The organism is Streptomyces lancefieldiae, from assembly GCF_031845825.1.
Taxonomy (GTDB): domain Bacteria; phylum Actinomycetota; class Actinomycetes; order Streptomycetales; family Streptomycetaceae; genus Streptomyces; species Streptomyces lancefieldiae.
This window is the reverse complement of sequence record NZ_JAVRFH010000008.1, coordinates 141,770-158,650: the sequence shown is the minus strand read 5'-3', so window position 1 is coordinate 158,650 and position 16,881 is coordinate 141,770. Positions and strand designations below refer to the sequence as shown.

The window sequence follows — 16,881 nt, the reverse complement described above, 5'->3', positions numbered from 1 at the left end:
TTCTAGCCCTCCGAGGGAGCGAGGCGCTTGAGCTCCGCCTCCGTCGACTTCAACAGGTCGTTCCAGGCCGCCTCGAACTTCTCGACGCCCTCGTCCTCCAGGAGCTGGACCACCTCGTCGTAGGAGATCCCGAGCTTCTCGACCGCGTCGAGGTCGGCGCGGGCCTGCGCGTAGGTGCCGGCGACGGTGTCGCCGGTGATCTCGCCGTGGTCCTCGGTGGCCAGCAGCGTGGCCTCCGGCATGGTGTTCACCGTGTTGGGTGCGACCAGGTCGGTGACGTACATGGTGTCGCTGTACGCCTTGTCCTTCACGCCGGTCGACGCCCACAGCGGACGCTGCTTGTTGGCGCCGGCCTTCTCCAGGGCGGCCCAGCGGTCGGAGGCGAAGACCTCCTCGTACGCCTGGTAGGCGAGGCGGGCGTTGGCGACGGCGGCCTTGCCGCGCAGGGCCTTGGCCTCGTCGGTGCCGAGCGCGTCGATCCGCTTGTCGATCTCGGTGTCCACGCGGGACACGAAGAAGGACGCCACCGAGTGGATCCGCGACAGGTCGAGGCCGCGCTCCTTGGCCTTCTCCAGGCCGGTGAGGAAGGCGTCCATGACCTTGCGGTAGCGCTCCAGCGAGAAGATCAGCGTGACGTTGACGCTGATGCCCAGACCGATGGTCTCGGCGATCGCCGGCAGGCCCGCCTCGGTGGCCGGGATCTTGATGAAGGTGTTCGGCCGGTCCACCAGCCAGGCGAGCTGCTTGGCCTCGGCCACCGTCGCCTTGGTGTGGTGCGCCAGGCGCGGGTCGACCTCGATGGAGACCCGGCCGTCCTTGCCCCCGGTGCTGTCGAAGACGGGGCGCAGGATGTCGGCGGCGTCGCGGACGTCCGCCGTGGTGATCATCCGGATGGCCTCTTCGACGGTGACCTCGCGGGCGGCGAGGTCGGAGAGCTGCTGGTCGTAGCCGTCGCCCTGGGAGATCGCCTTCTGGAAGATCGACGGGTTGGTGGTGACGCCCACGACGTGCTGCTGGTCGATCAGCTCGGCGAGGTTGCCGGACGTGATCCGCTTGCGCGACAGGTCGTCCAGCCAGATCGCGACGCCTTCATCGGAGAGGCGCTTGAGTGCGTCTGTCATGGAAAATGCATCTCCTACGTGTCGTGTGTGAGCGTCAGCGCTGAGCCGCGGTCAGCGATTCCCGGGCAGCGGCGGCCACGTTCTCGGCAGTGAAACCGAACTCCTGGAAGAGGAGCTTGCCGTCCGCCGAAGCACCGAAGTGCTCCAGGGAAACGATGCGGCCGGCGTCCCCGACGTACTTGTGCCAGGTGAGACCGATGCCGGCCTCGACCGCGACACGGGCCTTCACGGACGGGGACAGGACGGTGTCCCGGTACCCCTGGTCCTGCTGCTCGAACCACTCGACGCACGGCATGGACACCACGCGGGTGGGCACACCGTCGGCCTGGAGCCGCTCGCGCGCCTCGACGGCGACGTGCACCTCGGAGCCGGTGGCGATCAGGACGACCTGGGGCTCCGCGCTCTGCCCTTCGGAACCTTCGGCCTCGAACAGCACGTAGCCGCCCTTGGCCGCGTCCTCGTTGGGCTCGTACGTCGGCACGCCCTGGCGGGTCAGGGCGAGGCCGTGCGGCTGGCCCTTGCCGAACTCCTTCGTCCAGCGGCGCAGGATCTCGCGCCAGGCGACGGCGGTCTCGTTGGCGTCGGCCGGGCGGACCACGTTCAGGCCCGGGATGGCGCGCAGCGAGGCGAGGTGCTCGACCGGCTGGTGGGTCGGGCCGTCCTCACCGAGGCCGATGGAGTCGTGGGTCCACACGTACGTCACCGGCAGGTGCATCAGCGCGGACAGGCGGACGGCGTTGCGCATGTAGTCGGAGAACACCAGGAAGGTGCCGCCGTAGATGCGGGTGTTGCCGTGCAGCGCGATGCCGTTCATCTCCGCGGCCATCGCGTGCTCGCGGATGCCGAAGTGGATGGTGCGGCCGTACGGGTCCGCCTCGGGCAGCGGGTTGCCGGCCGGGAGGAACGACGACGTCTTGTCGATCGTGGTGTTGTTCGAGCCGGCCAGGTCGGACGAGCCGCCCCACAGCTCGGGGATGACCGCGCCGAGCGCCTGGAGGACCTTGCCGGAGGCGGCACGGGTGGCGACACCCTTGCCGGTCTCGAAGACCGGGATCTTCTCCTCCCAGCCCGTGGGCAGCTCGCCCTTGGCGATCCGGTCGTACTCGGCGGCGCGCTCGGGGTTGTTGTCCCGCCACTGCTGGAAGGTCTTCTCCCACACGGCGCGGGCGGCCTGGCCGCGCTCCAGCGCCTGCCGGGTGTGGCCGATGACCTCGTCGGAGACCTCGAAGGACTTCTCCGGGTCGAAGCCGAGGACGCGCTTGGTGGCCGCGACCTCGTCGTCGCCGAGCGCCGAGCCGTGCGCGGCCTCGGTGTTCTGCGCGTTCGGGGCGGGCCAGGCGATGATCGAGCGCATGGCGATGAAGGACGGACGGTCGGTGACCTTCTTCGCCTCCTGGATCGCCGCGTAGATCGCGTTCGGGTCCAGGTCCCCGTCCGCCTTCGGGGCGACGCGCTGCACGTGCCAGCCGTAGGCCTCGTACCGCTTGACGGTGTCCTCGGAGACGGCGGTCTCGGTGTCGCCCTCGATCGAGATGTGGTTGTCGTCCCACAGCAGGACCAGGTTGCCGAGCTTCTGGTGGCCCGCGAGGGAGGACGCCTCGGCGGAGATTCCCTCCTGGAGGCAGCCGTCACCGGCGATGCAGTAGACGAAGTGGTCGAACGGGGAGGTGCCCTCGGCGGCCTCCGGGTCGAACAGACCGCGCTCGTAGCGGGCGGCCATCGCCATGCCCACCGCGTTGGCGACACCCTGGCCCAGCGGACCGGTCGTGGTCTCCACGCCCGTGGTGTGGCCGTACTCCGGGTGGCCGGGGGTCTTGGAGCCCCAGGTGCGGAAGGACTCCAGGTCCGCCAGCTCCAGGCCGAAGCCGGCCAGGTACAGCTGGGTGTAGAGGGTCAGGGACGAGTGGCCGGCGGACAGCACGAAACGGTCGCGTCCGACCCAGTTCGCGTCGGCCGGGTCGTGCCGCATCACCTTCTGGAAGAGGGTGTAGGCGGCGGGCGCCAGGCTCATCGCCGTACCCGGATGGCCGTTGCCAACCTTCTGTACGGCATCGGCGGCCAGGACGCGGGCGGTGTCCACGGCCCGCTGGTCCAGTTCGGTCCACTCGAGGTCTGTGGTGGTCGGCTTGGTGCTCACCCTGAGTCAGGGCTCCTCTCCACATGTCGGATGCCGGTGCACGTGGGCGCCCACCGGCTGCCGGCGCGTCCGTGCGGCGGCCGGCCGTTGTTGAGCCTACCCCCGTGAGTACGAGCGTTTTTCCCCTGGAAACCAGACTGCCGGGACTCTCCTGGATCCGCCTGTCGACTGGGCGAAACGGCATTTGGCAAGTGAATACGGAGCCGCTCATCTGACTGCTCGATCGACGCCCCGAACGCACGTCGGAGCACGTCCGCCAACACGACCCCACCCCCGCGAAGGCCGAGGTATGGGCAACGTCTAAAGTGGCGTGGTACGCGCGAGCCTTTACCGTCACTTCATACGGGGAGGGTTCGCTGGGATGTCTCTGTCAGGGGTGTGCGTGACGGCCGTTGAATCCCGTCCTGCGGGGGTTATCGGGACGAGCCAGAGCCCGAGTCACCGGCCGTTCGGGGCCCGTGTCAAGGCGTTCGTGGCGCTGACCAAGCCACGGATCATCGAGCTTCTGCTGATCACCACCGTTCCGGTGATGTTCCTCGCCGAGCAGGGTGTTCCGGATCTGAAGCTGGTGCTGTTGACCTGCGTCGGCGGCTACCTGTCCGCGGGCGGCGCCAACGCGCTGAACATGTACATCGACCGCGACATCGACGCGCTGATGGACCGCACGTCGCAGCGCCCGCTCGTGACCGGCATGGTCAGTCCGGCCGAATGCCTCGCTTTCGGCATCACCCTGGCCATCGTCTCGACCCTGCTGTTCGGGTTCACCGTCAACTGGCTGTCGGCCTGGCTCTCGCTCGGCGCGCTCCTCTTCTACGTCGTCGTCTACACGATGATCCTCAAGCGCCGTACCTCGCAGAACATCGTCTGGGGCGGCATCGCGGGCTGTCTGCCGGTGCTCATCGGCTGGTCGGCCGTGACCAACTCGATGTCCTGGGCGCCCGTCATCCTCTTCGGGGTGATGTTCTTCTGGACGCCGCCGCACTACTGGCCGCTGTCCATGAAGGTCAAGGAGGACTACGCGCGCGTGGGCGTGCCCATGCTCCCGGTCATCGCCTCCAACAAGGTCGTGGCCCGGCAGATCGTCATCTACAGCTGGGTGATGGTCGTGGTGTCGCTGCTGCTGACGCCGCTGGGTTACACCGGCTGGTTCTACACGGCGGTCGCCCTGCTGGCCGGCGGCATGTGGCTGTGGGAGGCGCACGGGCTGCAGAACCGTGCCAAGGCCGAGGTGACGGGCGGCAAGCTCAAGGAGATGCGGCTGTTCCACTGGTCCATCACCTACGTGTCGGTGCTGTTCCTGGCGGTCGCGGTGGATCCCTTCCTCCGCTGAGGACCACCGGGACGGGCGGGGTGCGTGGTCAAGGCCACGCACCCCGCCCGTCGCCGTTTGATCTACCCGTCGGTAGCATCCTGTTCATGGCAGACACGCAGCAGGTTGACGCGAGGGCCGACCGGAGGGCCGAGCGCCAGGCGGCCAGGCTCGCCCGGTGGATCGACTCCTTCTCCAAGGCGCACGGCGGCGCCGAGGCCCAGGTGGCCCACCTCGGTGAGCGCGGTGCCCGGATCGTGCTCGTCGGCGAGGACGGCGGCTGGGGCGACCTCGTCGCGCGCTCCTACGACACGGCTCGCAAGGCGGTGGAGAAGTCCGGGGTCACCGTCCACGAGGACTTCGACGGCGAGTTCGCGGCCAAGGTGACGACGGGCCCCTACGAGTGGTCCCGCATGGCAGGCATCCAGGTGGGCGGGCCGAGCAACACCTGACGCCGGGTTCACCCGTTAGGACCGTAGGAAAGCCGTAAGGCGCACGGTCCCATCACGGGGAGTCCGGATGATCGAAACGCCGTCCCTGGTGGACCAGTACTGCCACGGCGTCCTGAGAACGGAGCTGGGTCTCGGCACCTTCGAGGCCCAGCTGGCCCGCACCGAGGGTCCGCCCGCGCCGGGCACCACCCTGTTCGACACCCAGACCGGCTTCGCGGTACGGCGTTGGTGCCCGCCCCTGCTCGGTCTGGAACCGCACTGCCCGCCGGCCCGCTATCTGGCCCGGCGCCGCGAGCTCGGCGTCATGGAGGCCGACCGCAGACTGCTGCGGGGCAGCGGCATCACCACCTACCTGGTCGACGCGGGTCTGCCCGGCGACCTCACCGGCCCCGCGGAGATGGCCTGTGCCGCGGCCGCCGACGCCCACGAGATCGTCCGCCTGGAACTGCTGGCCGAGCAGGTCGCCGACACCTCCGGCACCGTCGACTCCTTCCTCGCCAACCTCGCCGAGGCCGTGCACGGCGCCGCCGCCGGCGCGGTCGCCTTCACCTCGGTCGCGGGCGTACGGCACGGTCTGGCGCTCGCACCGGAACCGCCCGGTCCGGGGGAGGTGCGCGGCGCCGCGGCCCGCTGGCTGACGGGACGTGAGGTCGGCGGCGAGCTGAGCGACCCGGTGCTGCTGCGCCACCTGCTGTGGATCGCCGTCGCCTCGGGCCGGCCGCTCCAGCTCCACGCGGGTCTCGGCGAGCCGGGTCTGCGCATCGACCGCACCGACCCGGTCCTGCTCACGGACTTCGTACGGGCCACCGCCGGACTCGGCACCGACCTGGTCCTCCTGCACGGCTACCCCTACCACCGCCACGCCGCCCACCTCGCCGGCGTCTTCCCGCACGTCTACGCCGACTCGGGCGCCGCCCTGGTGCGCACCGGCGCGCGGGCCGCGACCGTCCTCGCCGAGATCCTGGAACTGGCCCCCTTCGGCAAGATCCTGTTCTCCAGCGGCGCCCAGGGCCTGCCCGAGCTGCACGTGGTCGCCGCCCGGCTGTTCCGCGAGGCCCTCGGGCGGGTGCTGGGCGCCTGGGTGGCCGAGGGGGCGTGGTCCCTCGGGGACGCGCAGCGGGTGGCGGGACTGATCGCCTCGGACAACGCCGGACGGGTGTACGGCCTGGAGTGACGGATGAACGGCCCGCAGTGAGGAGACGGGCGTACGGACCGGAATGAGCGACGGGCGTACGGCCGACGGTGACGGGTGTACGGACCGGAGGGCGTCGGCGACACTGGGCGAATGCAGACCGACGCCTTGCTCGACCGCTTCCTCACCGGCCTCACGCCTCTGGACCCCGTCGCCGTCTGGGCGCACGGTTCACTGGGCGCCGGCGACTACCAGGAGGGCCGCAGCGACCTGGACCTGATCGCGGTCCTGCCCCGACCGGCCACGGCCCGCACGGCCTGGCGGCTCGGGCTGCTCCACGCCCGCCTGCGCACCCACCCGCTGGCCGGGCTGCTGCACTGCACCTACCTGTCGCCCGACACCGCCGCCGACCCCGAGGCGCGGCACCTCACCTGGGCCCACCAGCAGCTTTTCAAACGGACGGTCACCCCGGTCACCCGGCGCGAACTCCACAGCTTCGGCCGCGTCCTGCACGGCGCGTCGCCCGCGCAGCTGCTGCCGCCGGTGGCGGAGCCGGAACTGGCGGGGTTCGTCGTCCGCGACCAGCGGGAATTCTGGCGGCCGAGCGTGCGCAGGGCAGAGCTGTGGCGGCAGGACGTCTGGGTCGACCTGGGCCTGCTCACCTTCGCCCGCGCCACCGTCACGCTGCGCGAGGACCGCCTGATCACCAAGCGGGAGGCCCTGGACGAGCTGCCCGCCCTGGGCGCGCCCGGCGAGGTCGTCGAGGACATCACGCGGCGCCGGTACGGGAACCCCGCCCGGCCCACCGAGGAGTGGACCGCCCGCCGGAGCGAGCTGACCCGGAGCTACCTGGGTCCGGCCATCGACACGCTGGTGGCCTCGTACTCCTGAACCGGCAGCCCGGGCGCCGTCTCCTCCGGCCGTTCGCGCAGCGCCAGCAGCACCCGCAGGGCCGCGATCCACACCAGGCACGAGCCGAACATGTGCAGGCCGACCAGGACCTCGGGGAGGTCGGTGAAGTACTGGACGTAGCCGATGACGCCCTGGGCGAGCAGCACCAGGAACAGGTCGCGGGTGCGGGCCAGCGGGCCCTTGGGCGCGTCGACCGCCTTCAGCACGAACCACAGGGCGAACGTCAGCGTCACCACGATCCACGCCAGCACGGCGTGCGCCTTGCTCACCATCTCCCAGTCGACCGGCATCCGCGGGACGTCGCTGGAGTCACCCGCGTGCGGGCCGGCACCGGTGACCACCGTGCCGACCAGGATCAGCAGTACGGAGACGGCGATCAGCACCCATACCAGCTGCTGGACGGCCTTGCCCACCAGGGGGCGCGGTGCCGCGTCGCCCTCCCGGGTGCGCTGCCACATCACCGTGGCCAGGGCGATCAGCGCCGTCGTCGCCGCGAAGTGGGCCGCGACCGTGTACGGGTTGAGGCCGACGAGCACGACGATCCCGCCGAGGACCGCGTTGCTCATCACGACCCAGAACTGCGCCCAGCCCAGCCGGGTGAGGCTGCGGCGGTACGGCTTCTGCGACCGCGCGGCGATGATCGCCCAGCCGACCGCGGCACACAGCACGTACGTCAGCAGGCGGTTGCCGAACTCGACGACGCCGTGCAGGCCCATCTCGCTGGTCGCGGTGAGCGAGTCGTCGGTGCACTTGGGCCAGGTCGGGCAGCCCAGTCCGGAGCTGGTGAGCCGGACGGCACCGCCGGTGATCACGATGATCACCGACATGACGAGCGACACGAGGGCCGCGCGCTGGACCGTCCGGGGTTCCGGGGTCCAGCGTGCGGCGATGAAGGCGAGCGGGTTGCGCACAGCGGCTGCGGCATCGGCGCGGGTCACGTTTGGCACGCCGTCCATCGTAGGCGGCCGCTTGTGCACGCTTTCACGAGGGTCGGTCTCCGGCATCGCGGTCTCCGGCATCGCGTTCCTACTCCCAGCGGAAGAACTTCCCGGCCGCCGCGAGCCCGGCGACCGCCCACACGGCGAGAATCCCCAGGTCGCCCCATGGCATGGCGGCCCCGCGCTGGAGGACGTCCCGCAGCCCTTCCGACAGGGCGGAGATCGGCAGCAGCCCCAGCACGCCCTGCGCGGCGTCCGGGAACTTCTCCAGCGGCACGATCACGCCGCCGCCCACGAGGAGCAGCAGGAAGACGAGGTTGGCGGCGGCCAGCGTGGCCTCCGCCTTCAGCGTGCCCGCCATGAGCAGCCCGAGCCCGGAGAAGGCGGCCGTGCCGAGGACCAGGAGCAGCAGCACGGCGAACGGGTTGCCGTGCGGCGACCAGCCCAGCCCGAGGGCGATCACGGTCAGCAGCACGATCTGGAGGACCTCGGTGACCAGCACGGACACCGTTTTCGCGGTCATCAGTCCCCAGCGCGGCAGCGGCGAGGCGGCCAGCCGCTTCAGCACCCCGTACCGGCGCTCGAAGCCGGTGGCGATGGCCTGCCCGGTGAACGCCGTCGACAGCACGGCGAGCGCGAGGATGCCGGGGGCGAGGAAGTCGACGGCCTCTCCGGAGCCGGTGTCGATGATGTCCACGGAGCTGAACAGGACGAGCAGCAGCGTCGGGATGATCACCGTCAGCAGCAGCTGCTCGCCGTTGCGCAGGAGCATTTTCGTCTCGAGCGCGGCCTGGGCGGCGATCATGCGGCCGAGCGGCGCCGTGCCGGGCTTCGGCGCGTACGTGCCGGTGGTTGTCGTCGTCATGCGCGCAGTTCCTTGCCCGTGAGTTCCAGGAAAACGTCCTCCAGGGTGTGCCGCTCCACCGAGATGCGGTCCGGCATCACGCCGTGCTGGGCGCACCAGGACGTCACCGTGGCGAGCAGTTGCGGGTCGACCTTTCCGTCGACGCGGTAGGAGCCCGGCGTCAGCTCGGCGGCCGAGGAGTCCGCGGGGAGGGCCTTGAGCAGGGAGACGACGTCGAGTCCGGGCCGGCCGGAGAAGCGCAGCGTGTTCTCCGCACCGCCGCGGCACAGTTCCTCGGGCGAGCCCTGGGCGATGACCCGGCCGGCGTCGATGATGGCGACGTCGTCGGCGAGCTGCTCGGCCTCGTCCATGTGGTGGGTGGTGAGGATCACCGATACGCCGTCGCCGCGCAGCTCCCGTACCAGGTCCCAGGTGGCGCGGCGGGCCTGCGGGTCCAGGCCGGCGGTCGGCTCGTCCAGGAACACCAGCTCCGGGCGGCCGACGACGGCCATCGCGAGGGCGAGCCGCTGCTGCTGGCCGCCGGAGAGCCTGCGGTACGTGGTCCGGCCGCACGAGCCCAGGCCGAGCCGCTCGATCAGCGCGTCGACGTCCAGCGGGTGGGCGTGCAGTTTCGCGACGTGGCGCAGCATCTCGCCGGCGCGGGCACCGGAGTACACACCGCCTGACTGGAGCATCACGCCGATCCGGGGCCGCAGCTCGGGGCCCTCTCGCAGCGGGTCCAGACCGAGGACGCGCACGGTCCCGGAGTCAGGCTTCCGGTATCCCTCACAGGTCTCGACCGTGGTCGTCTTGCCCGCCCCGTTGGGGCCGAGCACGGCGGTGACACCCGCCCGGGCCGCCAGGTCGAGGCCGTCCACCGCGGTCTTCGTGCCGTACCGCTTCACCAGGGCCTGGACCTGGACGACGGGCTCGCTTCGCATGGGACACGAGTCTAGGTACGCGGGCGAGTCCTCCGGTGCGGGGGTGCGGCATCTCCTTCGGAGGTACCGGGCGCACGGGGCCGGCGGGTGGGCGACGTCACAGGCCGGAGTGCGACGCGTACGGGGTCGGTGAACGCCGCCCACGGCGTGCGTGCGCGGGCGCTCGCGGGGTGGTGTGCTGCGTTCGCGCAGGTCCGTGTCCGGGGGGCGCAGGTCCGTGTCCGGGGGTGCTTGCAGGGGGTTGGTCGTGCGGCGCTCACTGGATCGGCGTACGGCGGTGCTCGCCGGTTCGTGCGCGGGGCGCTCACGGGACCGTGCGCGGGCGGTCACGGCACTCGCGGTCGTCCGCGCCCTCACTCCCGGGGCCGGTGCACCGGCAGCCACCGTTGCGCGTAGGCGACCGCGTCCGCCAGCGGGAACAGCCGGGCCACGGCCGCACCGACCCGGCCGCGTACGACGGGCCGGTCCCGCTCGAAGTCGTGCCCCAGTTCGTCGAACCGCTCCGACGTGATCGACACCTCGGTCACGCGCTCCCAGCCCACCGGCCCCGGACGCCCCACCTCCACCAGCGGCGAGGGGATCCGGTACTCGGCGAGGTGGAAGCCGGTGCACGCCTCGAAGCCCGCGCCCAGCAGCAGCACCCGGGCGTCCAGCCGCTCCAGGGCCGCCAGCGGACTCCGCTCGCCCAGCCGGCAGTCGGTCGCGTGCCCCGCGACCACCTCGGCGGCGCGCGCGCCCAGGGCCGCGAAGGACGTCTGCGGATGGGCGCTGCGCAGGGCGCCCGGCCAGGTGCGCACGGTCTCGGGGACCACCCCGACCCCGCGTGAGGGCGTGATCAGCGGGTCGTAGACGGGCATCGCGGCCCGCACCCGGTCCCACCACTCCTCGGGCACCGGCGGGCTCCGCCACAGCGCCGGGTCCGAGAGGTCGCCGGTCTGGGTGGGGACCACCAGGGTGCCGTCCGGACCGAGCGCGTCGAGCAGACCCTGGACGACCGCGACGGGCCCGCCGCAGACCCAGCCGAGAGAGCTGAGGGAGGAGTGCGCGAGAAGGGTGTCGCCGGTCCGCACGCCCAGCTCGCGCAGCCCGGCGGCGATCGTGCCGCGGGTGACGAGTGGGCCGGTGGGAGGGGGTGTGGACATGCCGGGGAGTGTCCCGCAGGCCCGTCCGGGCCGCCACCGGATTGATCGATCAGAGATCATTTCCGCAGGTCGGATTAGGTTTGCCTAAGTGACGCAGGGCACCGTCCGATGATCGGAACGCGGCTTGCCCGTCTCGGCGGAATTACGCAACAATGGCGTTGTGAAAAACGTTGGCGAGGCTCCGCAGGAGGAACTCGCGACCGGTGAGCGGTCCACCCGCAACCGTGTCGCGCGCTCCATCCTGGACCACGGGCCGTCGACCGTCGCCGAGCTCGCCGGGCGCCTGGGTCTGACCCAGGCCGCGGTCCGGCGCCACCTCGACGCGCTGGTCGCCGACGACGTGGTCGAAGCCCGTGAGCAGCGGGTCTACGGCACGCGCACGCGCGGGCGGCCCGCCAAGGTCTTCGCGCTCACCGACTGCGGCCGGGACGCCTTCGACCAGTCGTACGACAAGCTGGCCGCGGACGCCCTGCGCTGGATCGCCGAGCAGGAGGGCGGGGAGCAGGCGATCGCCGCCTTCGCCCGTGCCCGGATCGCCGGCCAGGCGGGCGCGTACCGCAGGGCGGTCGAGTCCGCCGCCCCCGACAAGCGCACAGAAGCGCTGGCCAAGGCCCTGAGCGCGGACGGGTACGCTGCTACCGCGCGGAGCGCACCCCGCCCCCAGCAGGGCGAGCAGCTGTGCCAGCACCACTGCCCGGTCGCCCATGTCGCCGAGCAGTTTCCGCAGCTGTGCGAGGCGGAGACGGAATTTTTCGCCGAGCTGCTCGGTACTCATGTGCAGCGGCTCGCGACCATCGCGCACGGCGACGGGGTCTGCACCACGTTCATTCCGAAGACCTCGCACGCGTCGAACACGTCGCACACGTCCACGAACACCGACAACGCATCTGCAAGCACGGCCGGGAGGAACCCCGCATGACTCTCCCCACGGAGACTGCTCACCCTGAGCTCGAGGGCCTGGGCAAGTACGAGTACGGCTGGGCCGACTCCGACACGGCCGGCGCCTCTGCCAGGCGCGGCATCGACGAGGACGTCGTCCGCGACATCTCCGCGAAGAAGAACGAGCCGGAGTGGATGACCAAGCTCCGCCTCAAGGGCCTGCGCCTCTTCGAGAAGAAGCCCATGCCGAACTGGGGCTCGGACCTGTCGGGCATCGACTTCGACAACATCAAGTACTTCGTGCGCTCCACGGAGAAGCAGGCGGAGTCCTGGGAGGACCTGCCCGAGGACATCAAGAACACCTACGACAAGCTCGGCATCCCGGAGGCGGAGAAGCAGCGCCTCGTCGCCGGTGTCGCGGCCCAGTACGAGTCGGAGGTCGTCTACCACCAGATCCGCGAGGACCTGGAGGAGCAGGGCGTCATCTTCCTCGACACCGACACCGCGCTGAAGGAGCACCCGGAGCTCTTCAAGGAGTACTTCGGGACCGTCATCCCCGTCGGTGACAACAAGTTCGCGTCGCTGAACAGCGCGGTGTGGTCCGGCGGCTCCTTCATCTACGTGCCGAAGGGCGTGCACGTGGAGATCCCGCTCCAGGCCTACTTCCGTATCAACACGGAGAACATGGGCCAGTTCGAGCGGACCCTGATCATCGTCGACGAGGGTGCCTACGTGCACTACGTCGAGGGCTGCACGGCTCCGATCTACAAGAGCGACTCGCTCCACTCCGCCGTGGTCGAGATCATCGTCAAGAAGAACGCCCGCTGCCGCTACACGACCATCCAGAACTGGTCGAACAACGTCTACAACCTGGTCACCAAGCGCGCCGTGGCGTACGAGGGCGCGACCATGGAGTGGATCGACGGCAACATCGGCTCCAAGGTGACGATGAAGTACCCGGCCGTCTACCTGATGGGCGAGCACGCCAAGGGCGAGACCCTGTCCATCGCCTTCGCGGGCGAGGGCCAGCACCAGGACGCCGGCTCCAAGATGGTCCACATGGCGCCGAACACCTCCTCCAACATCGTCTCCAAGTCGGTGGCGCGCGGCGGCGGCCGCACCTCCTACCGCGGTCTCGTGGAGATCGGCGAGGGCGCCCACGGCTCCAAGTCGAACGTGCTCTGCGACGCGCTCCTCGTCGACACGATCTCGCGCTCCGACACGTACCCGTACGTGGACGTCCGCGAGGACGACGTGTCCATGGGCCACGAGGCGACCGTCTCCAAGGTCTCCGAGGACCAGCTCTTCTACCTGATGAGCCGCGGTCTGAGCGAGTTCGAGGCGATGGCGATGATCGTGCGCGGCTTCGTCGAGCCGATCGCCAAGGAGCTGCCCATGGAGTACGCCCTGGAGCTCAACCGGCTGATCGAGCTGCAGATGGAAGGCGCGGTCGGTTAACGACCCGCCCCCGAAGCAGTCGCCAGATTTCTGACGTAGGAAGAGAGCAGACCGACAGCCATGGCTGAGGCTCAGAACATCCCCGTGGGGTCCACCACCGCGGGCCAGATCGCGGTGGCCGCGGAGTCGACCGTCGCCACGCGCATGAGCGCACCCGCGTCCTTCGACGTGGCGGACTTCCCGGTGCCGCACGGCCGCGAGGAGGAGTGGCGGTTCACGCCGCTGGAGCGGCTGCGCGGGCTGCACGACGGCACCGCCGCCGCCACCGGCGACGGAGTGAAGGTCGACGTCGACGCGCCCGAGGCGGTCGTCGTCGAGACCGTCGGCCGTGACGACGCGCGCATCGGCAGGGCCGGCACCCCGGTGGACCGGGTCGCCGCCCAGGCCTACTCGGCGTTCGAGAAGGCCGGCGTGATCACCGTCCCCAAGGAGACGGTGCTCACCGAGCCGATCCGCATCGCCGTGCACGGCGAGGGCGGCACCGCCTACGCCCACCAGGTCGTCGAGCTGGGTGCCTTCGCCGAGGCCGTGGTCGTCATCGACCACACCGGTGACGCGGTCCTCGCCGCCAACGTCGACTACGTCCTGGGCGACGGCGCCAAGCTGACCGTCGTCTCCGTCCAGGACTGGGACGACAAGGCCGTGCACGTCGGCCAGCACAACGCCCTGATCGGCCGGGACGCCACCTTCAAGTCGTTCGTGGTCACCTTCGGCGGCGACCTGGTGCGCCTGCACCCGCGCGTCGCCTACGCCGGCCCCGGCGGCGAGGCCGAGCTGTTCGGCCTGTACTTCACCGACCAGGGCCAGCACCAGGAGCACCGCCTCCTGGTCGACCACAACGTCCCGCACTGCAAGTCGAACGTCGTCTACAAGGGCGCGCTCCAGGGCGACGACGCGCACGCGGTGTGGATCGGTGACGTGCTCATCGAGGCCGCGGCCGAGGGCACCGACACCTACGAGATGAACCGCAACCTCGTCCTCACGGACGGCGCGCGGGTCGACTCCGTGCCGAACCTGGAGATCGAGACCGGCGAGATCGTCGGCGCCGGCCACGCCTCCGCGACCGGCCGCTTCGACGACGAGCAGCTCTTCTACCTGATGGCGCGCGGCATCCCCGAGATCGACGCCCGCCGCCTGGTGGTCCGCGGCTTCTTCGCCGAGCTGGTCCAGCAGATCGGCGTCGCGGACATCGAGGAGCGTCTGATCGCCAAGATCGACGAGGAGCTGGAGGCGTCGGTCGCATGACCTTCGTACGCGTCTGTGGAGCGGACGAGCTGGAGGAGGACACCCCGAAGCGGGTGGAACTCGACGGCACGCCGATCTCCCTCGTGCGCACCGAGGGCGAGCTGTTCGCGATCCACGACATCTGCTCGCACGCGAACGTCTCGCTCGCCGAGGGCGAGGTCGACGACTGCCACATCGAGTGCTGGCTGCACGGCTCGCGCTTCGACCTCCGCTCGGGCAAGCCCGACAGTCTTCCGGCGACGCGCCCCGTCCCCGTTTACCCCGTAAAGATCGAAGGGGACGACGTGCTCGTCTCCCTCACCCAGGAGTCCTGAGGCACCCATGGCAACGCTTGAAATCCGAGACCTGCACGTCACCGTCGAGGCCGACAACGCCACGAAGGAGATCCTCAAGGGCGTCGACCTCACCGTGAAGCAGGGCGAGACGCACGCCATCATGGGCCCCAACGGCTCCGGCAAGTCGACCCTCGCCTACTCGCTCGCGGGTCACCCCAAGTACACGATCACCGGCGGCACCGTCACCCTCGACGGCGAGGACGTCCTGGAGATGTCCGTCGACGAGCGCGCCCGCGCCGGCCTCTTCCTCGCCATGCAGTACCCGGTCGAGGTCCCCGGCGTCTCGGTCTCCAACTTCCTGCGCACCTCCGCCACCGCCGTCCGCGGCGAGGCCCCCAAGCTGCGCACCTGGGTGAAGGAGGTCAAGGAGGCCATGGAGCGCCTCAACATGGACCCCGCCTTCGCCGAGCGCAACGTCAACGAGGGCTTCTCCGGCGGTGAGAAGAAGCGCCACGAGATCCTCCAGCTCGAGCTGCTCAGGCCGAAGGTCGCGATCCTCGACGAGACCGACTCCGGACTGGACGTCGACGCGCTGCGTGTGGTCTCCGAGGGCGTCAACCGCGTCCGCGAGACCGGCGAGGTCGGCACCCTGCTGATCACCCACTACACGCGCATCCTGCGCTACATCAAGCCCGACTACGTCCACGTCTTCTCGGCCGGCCGCATCGTGGAGTCCGGCGGCGCCGAGCTCGCCGACAAGCTGGAGGAAGAGGGCTACGAGGCATACACGAAGGGTGGCCCCGTGAGCGGAGCGAACTCAGAGGAGGACGTGGCGTGACACAGCTGCCGGGCCTCCTCGACACCGAGGCGATCCGCAAGGACTTCCCCATCCTGGACCGCCCGGTCCACGACGGCCGAAAGCTCGTCTACCTGGACAACGCGGCGACCTCGCAGAAGCCGCGCCAGGTACTCGACGCCCTCAGCGAGTACTACGAGCGCTACAACGCCAACGTCCACCGTGGGGTGCACGTCCTCGCCGAGGAGGCCACGGCGCTGTACGAGGGCGCGCGCGACAAGGTCGCGGAGTTCATCAACGCGCCGTCGCGCGACGAGGTGATCTTCACCAAGAACGCCTCGGAGTCCCTCAACCTCGTGGCCAACATGCTGGGCTGGGCGGACGAGCCCTACCGCGTGGACCACGAGACCGAGATCGTCATCACGGAGATGGAGCACCACTCCAACATCGTGCCGTGGCAGCTGCTGGCGCAGCGCACCGGCGCGAAGCTCCGCTGGTTCGGCCTGACGGACGACGGCCGTCTGGACCTGTCCAACATCGACGAGGTCATCACGGAGAAGACCAAGGTCGTCTCCTTCGTGCTGGTCTCCAACATCCTGGGCACCCAGAACCCGGTCGAGGCGATCGTGCGCCGCGCCCAGGAGGTCGGCGCCCTCGTCTGCGTCGACGCCTCCCAGGCGGCGCCGCACATGCCGCTGGACGTACAGGCCCTCCAGGCCGACTTCGTGGCCTTCACCGGTCACAAGATGTGCGGTCCGACGGGCATCGGCGTTCTGTGGGGCCGCCAGGAACTCCTGGAGGACCTCCCGCCCTTCCTGGGCGGCGGCGAGATGATCGAGACGGTCTCGATGCACTCGTCGACGTACGCCCCGGCGCCCCACAAGTTCGAGGCGGGCACGCCCCCGGTCGCGCAGGCGGTCGGGCTCGGCGCGGCGATCGACTACCTCCAGGCGATCGGCATGGACAAGGTCTTCGCCCATGAGCACGCGCTCACCGAGTACGCGGTGAAGCGGCTGCTGGAGGTGCCCGACCTGCGCATCATCGGGCCCACCACGGCCGAGGAGCGGGGCGCGGCGATCTCCTTCACGCTCGGTGACATCCACCCCCACGACGTGGGACAGGTGCTGGACGAGCAGGGCATAGCGGTCCGTGTGGGTCACCACTGCGCACGACCGGTCTGCCTGCGGTACGGAATTCCTGCGACCACGCGGGCGTCGTTCTATCTGTACTCCACGCCGGCCGAGATCGACGCTTTGGTCGACGGCCTGGAGCACGTACGGAACTTCTTCGGCTGACGGGA

16 protein-coding genes are annotated in these 16,881 nt (G+C 70.3%); 10 read left to right on the top strand and 6 right to left on the bottom strand.

Going from position 1 to position 16,881, the window contains the following annotated elements:
- Nucleotides 1-2: 2 nt before the first annotated feature.
- Complete coding sequence (gene tal / locus RM812_RS10860) at nt 3-1,121, bottom strand: transaldolase (protein ID WP_311572235.1); 1,119 nt, start codon at nt 1,119-1,121, stop codon at nt 3-5.
- A 34-nt stretch (nt 1,122-1,155) separates the two neighbouring features.
- Nucleotides 1,156-3,258 (bottom strand): transketolase, encoded by a 2,103-nt coding sequence (gene tkt, locus RM812_RS10855; RefSeq protein WP_311572234.1) that lies wholly within the window; start codon nt 3,256-3,258, stop codon nt 1,156-1,158.
- 376 nt (nt 3,259-3,634) lie between these two features.
- Here tkt and RM812_RS10850 point away from each other — a divergent pair, with 376 nt between their 5' ends.
- The 4 genes from RM812_RS10850 (at nt 3,635) to RM812_RS10835 (ending at nt 7,042) form a co-directional block, all read left to right on the top strand.
- The gene (locus tag RM812_RS10850) at nt 3,635-4,588 is read left to right on the top strand and encodes a heme o synthase (RefSeq protein WP_311572326.1); all 954 of its coding nucleotides are present in this window, start codon (nt 3,635-3,637) and stop codon (nt 4,586-4,588) included.
- 86 nt (nt 4,589-4,674) lie between these two features.
- Nucleotides 4,675-5,019, top strand: coding sequence for a hypothetical protein (locus RM812_RS10845; protein WP_311572233.1), 345 nt, complete (start codon nt 4,675-4,677; stop codon nt 5,017-5,019).
- Nucleotides 5,020-5,086: 67 nt separating this feature from the next.
- Complete coding sequence (locus RM812_RS10840; protein WP_311572232.1) at nt 5,087-6,193, top strand: amidohydrolase family protein; 1,107 nt, start codon at nt 5,087-5,089, stop codon at nt 6,191-6,193.
- A 111-nt stretch (nt 6,194-6,304) separates the two neighbouring features.
- Complete coding sequence (locus RM812_RS10835; RefSeq protein WP_311572231.1) at nt 6,305-7,042, top strand: nucleotidyltransferase domain-containing protein; 738 nt, start codon at nt 6,305-6,307, stop codon at nt 7,040-7,042.
- On the opposite strand, the gene RM812_RS10830 is transcribed toward RM812_RS10835, so the two are convergent.
- The 4 genes from RM812_RS10830 to RM812_RS10815 all read right to left on the bottom strand — a co-directional run bounded on the left by RM812_RS10830 (nt 6,997) and on the right by RM812_RS10815 (nt 10,928).
- Nucleotides 6,997-8,067, bottom strand: coding sequence for a COX15/CtaA family protein (locus RM812_RS10830; RefSeq protein WP_311572325.1), 1,071 nt, complete (start codon nt 8,065-8,067; stop codon nt 6,997-6,999). The genes RM812_RS10835 and RM812_RS10830 overlap by 46 nt on opposite strands.
- Nucleotides 8,068-8,089: 22 nt before the next feature.
- Nucleotides 8,090-8,866, bottom strand: coding sequence for an ABC transporter permease (locus RM812_RS10825; RefSeq protein ID WP_311572230.1), 777 nt, complete (start codon nt 8,864-8,866; stop codon nt 8,090-8,092).
- On the bottom strand, nt 8,863-9,786 hold the full coding sequence (locus tag RM812_RS10820) for an ABC transporter ATP-binding protein (RefSeq protein ID WP_311572229.1): 924 nt from the start codon (nt 9,784-9,786) through the stop codon (nt 8,863-8,865). The genes RM812_RS10825 and RM812_RS10820 overlap by 4 nt, the downstream gene beginning before the upstream one ends.
- Before the next feature lie 353 nt (nt 9,787-10,139).
- Nucleotides 10,140-10,928: an aminoglycoside N(3)-acetyltransferase gene (locus RM812_RS10815; RefSeq protein ID WP_311572228.1), complete on the bottom strand. Its 789-nt coding sequence runs from the start codon at nt 10,926-10,928 to the stop codon at nt 10,140-10,142.
- A 160-nt stretch (nt 10,929-11,088) separates the two neighbouring features.
- Between RM812_RS10815 and RM812_RS10810 the strand changes: the two genes are divergently transcribed.
- The 6 genes from RM812_RS10810 to RM812_RS10785 are packed head-to-tail and all read left to right on the top strand — an operon-like array spanning nt 11,089 to nt 16,876.
- Nucleotides 11,089-11,847 (top strand): helix-turn-helix transcriptional regulator, encoded by a 759-nt coding sequence (locus RM812_RS10810; RefSeq protein WP_311572227.1) that lies wholly within the window; start codon nt 11,089-11,091, stop codon nt 11,845-11,847.
- Nucleotides 11,844-13,265, top strand: a complete 1,422-nt coding sequence (sufB, locus tag RM812_RS10805) for a Fe-S cluster assembly protein SufB (RefSeq protein ID WP_311572226.1) — start codon at nt 11,844-11,846, stop codon at nt 13,263-13,265. Before RM812_RS10810 ends, sufB begins: the two co-directional genes overlap by 4 nt.
- Nucleotides 13,266-13,325: 60 nt before the next feature.
- Nucleotides 13,326-14,510: a Fe-S cluster assembly protein SufD gene (gene sufD, locus RM812_RS10800; protein WP_311572225.1), complete on the top strand. Its 1,185-nt coding sequence runs from the start codon at nt 13,326-13,328 to the stop codon at nt 14,508-14,510.
- Nucleotides 14,507-14,824 (top strand): non-heme iron oxygenase ferredoxin subunit, encoded by a 318-nt coding sequence (locus RM812_RS10795; RefSeq protein WP_311572224.1) that lies wholly within the window; start codon nt 14,507-14,509, stop codon nt 14,822-14,824. The genes sufD and RM812_RS10795 overlap by 4 nt, the downstream gene beginning before the upstream one ends.
- A 7-nt stretch (nt 14,825-14,831) precedes the next feature.
- The gene (gene sufC, locus RM812_RS10790) at nt 14,832-15,623 is read left to right on the top strand and encodes a Fe-S cluster assembly ATPase SufC (protein ID WP_311572223.1); all 792 of its coding nucleotides are present in this window, start codon (nt 14,832-14,834) and stop codon (nt 15,621-15,623) included.
- Entirely contained in the window at nt 15,620-16,876 is a 1,257-nt protein-coding gene (locus RM812_RS10785) for a cysteine desulfurase (RefSeq protein ID WP_311572222.1), read from the top strand. The genes sufC and RM812_RS10785 overlap by 4 nt, the downstream gene beginning before the upstream one ends.
- Nucleotides 16,877-16,881: the final 5 nt, after the last annotated feature.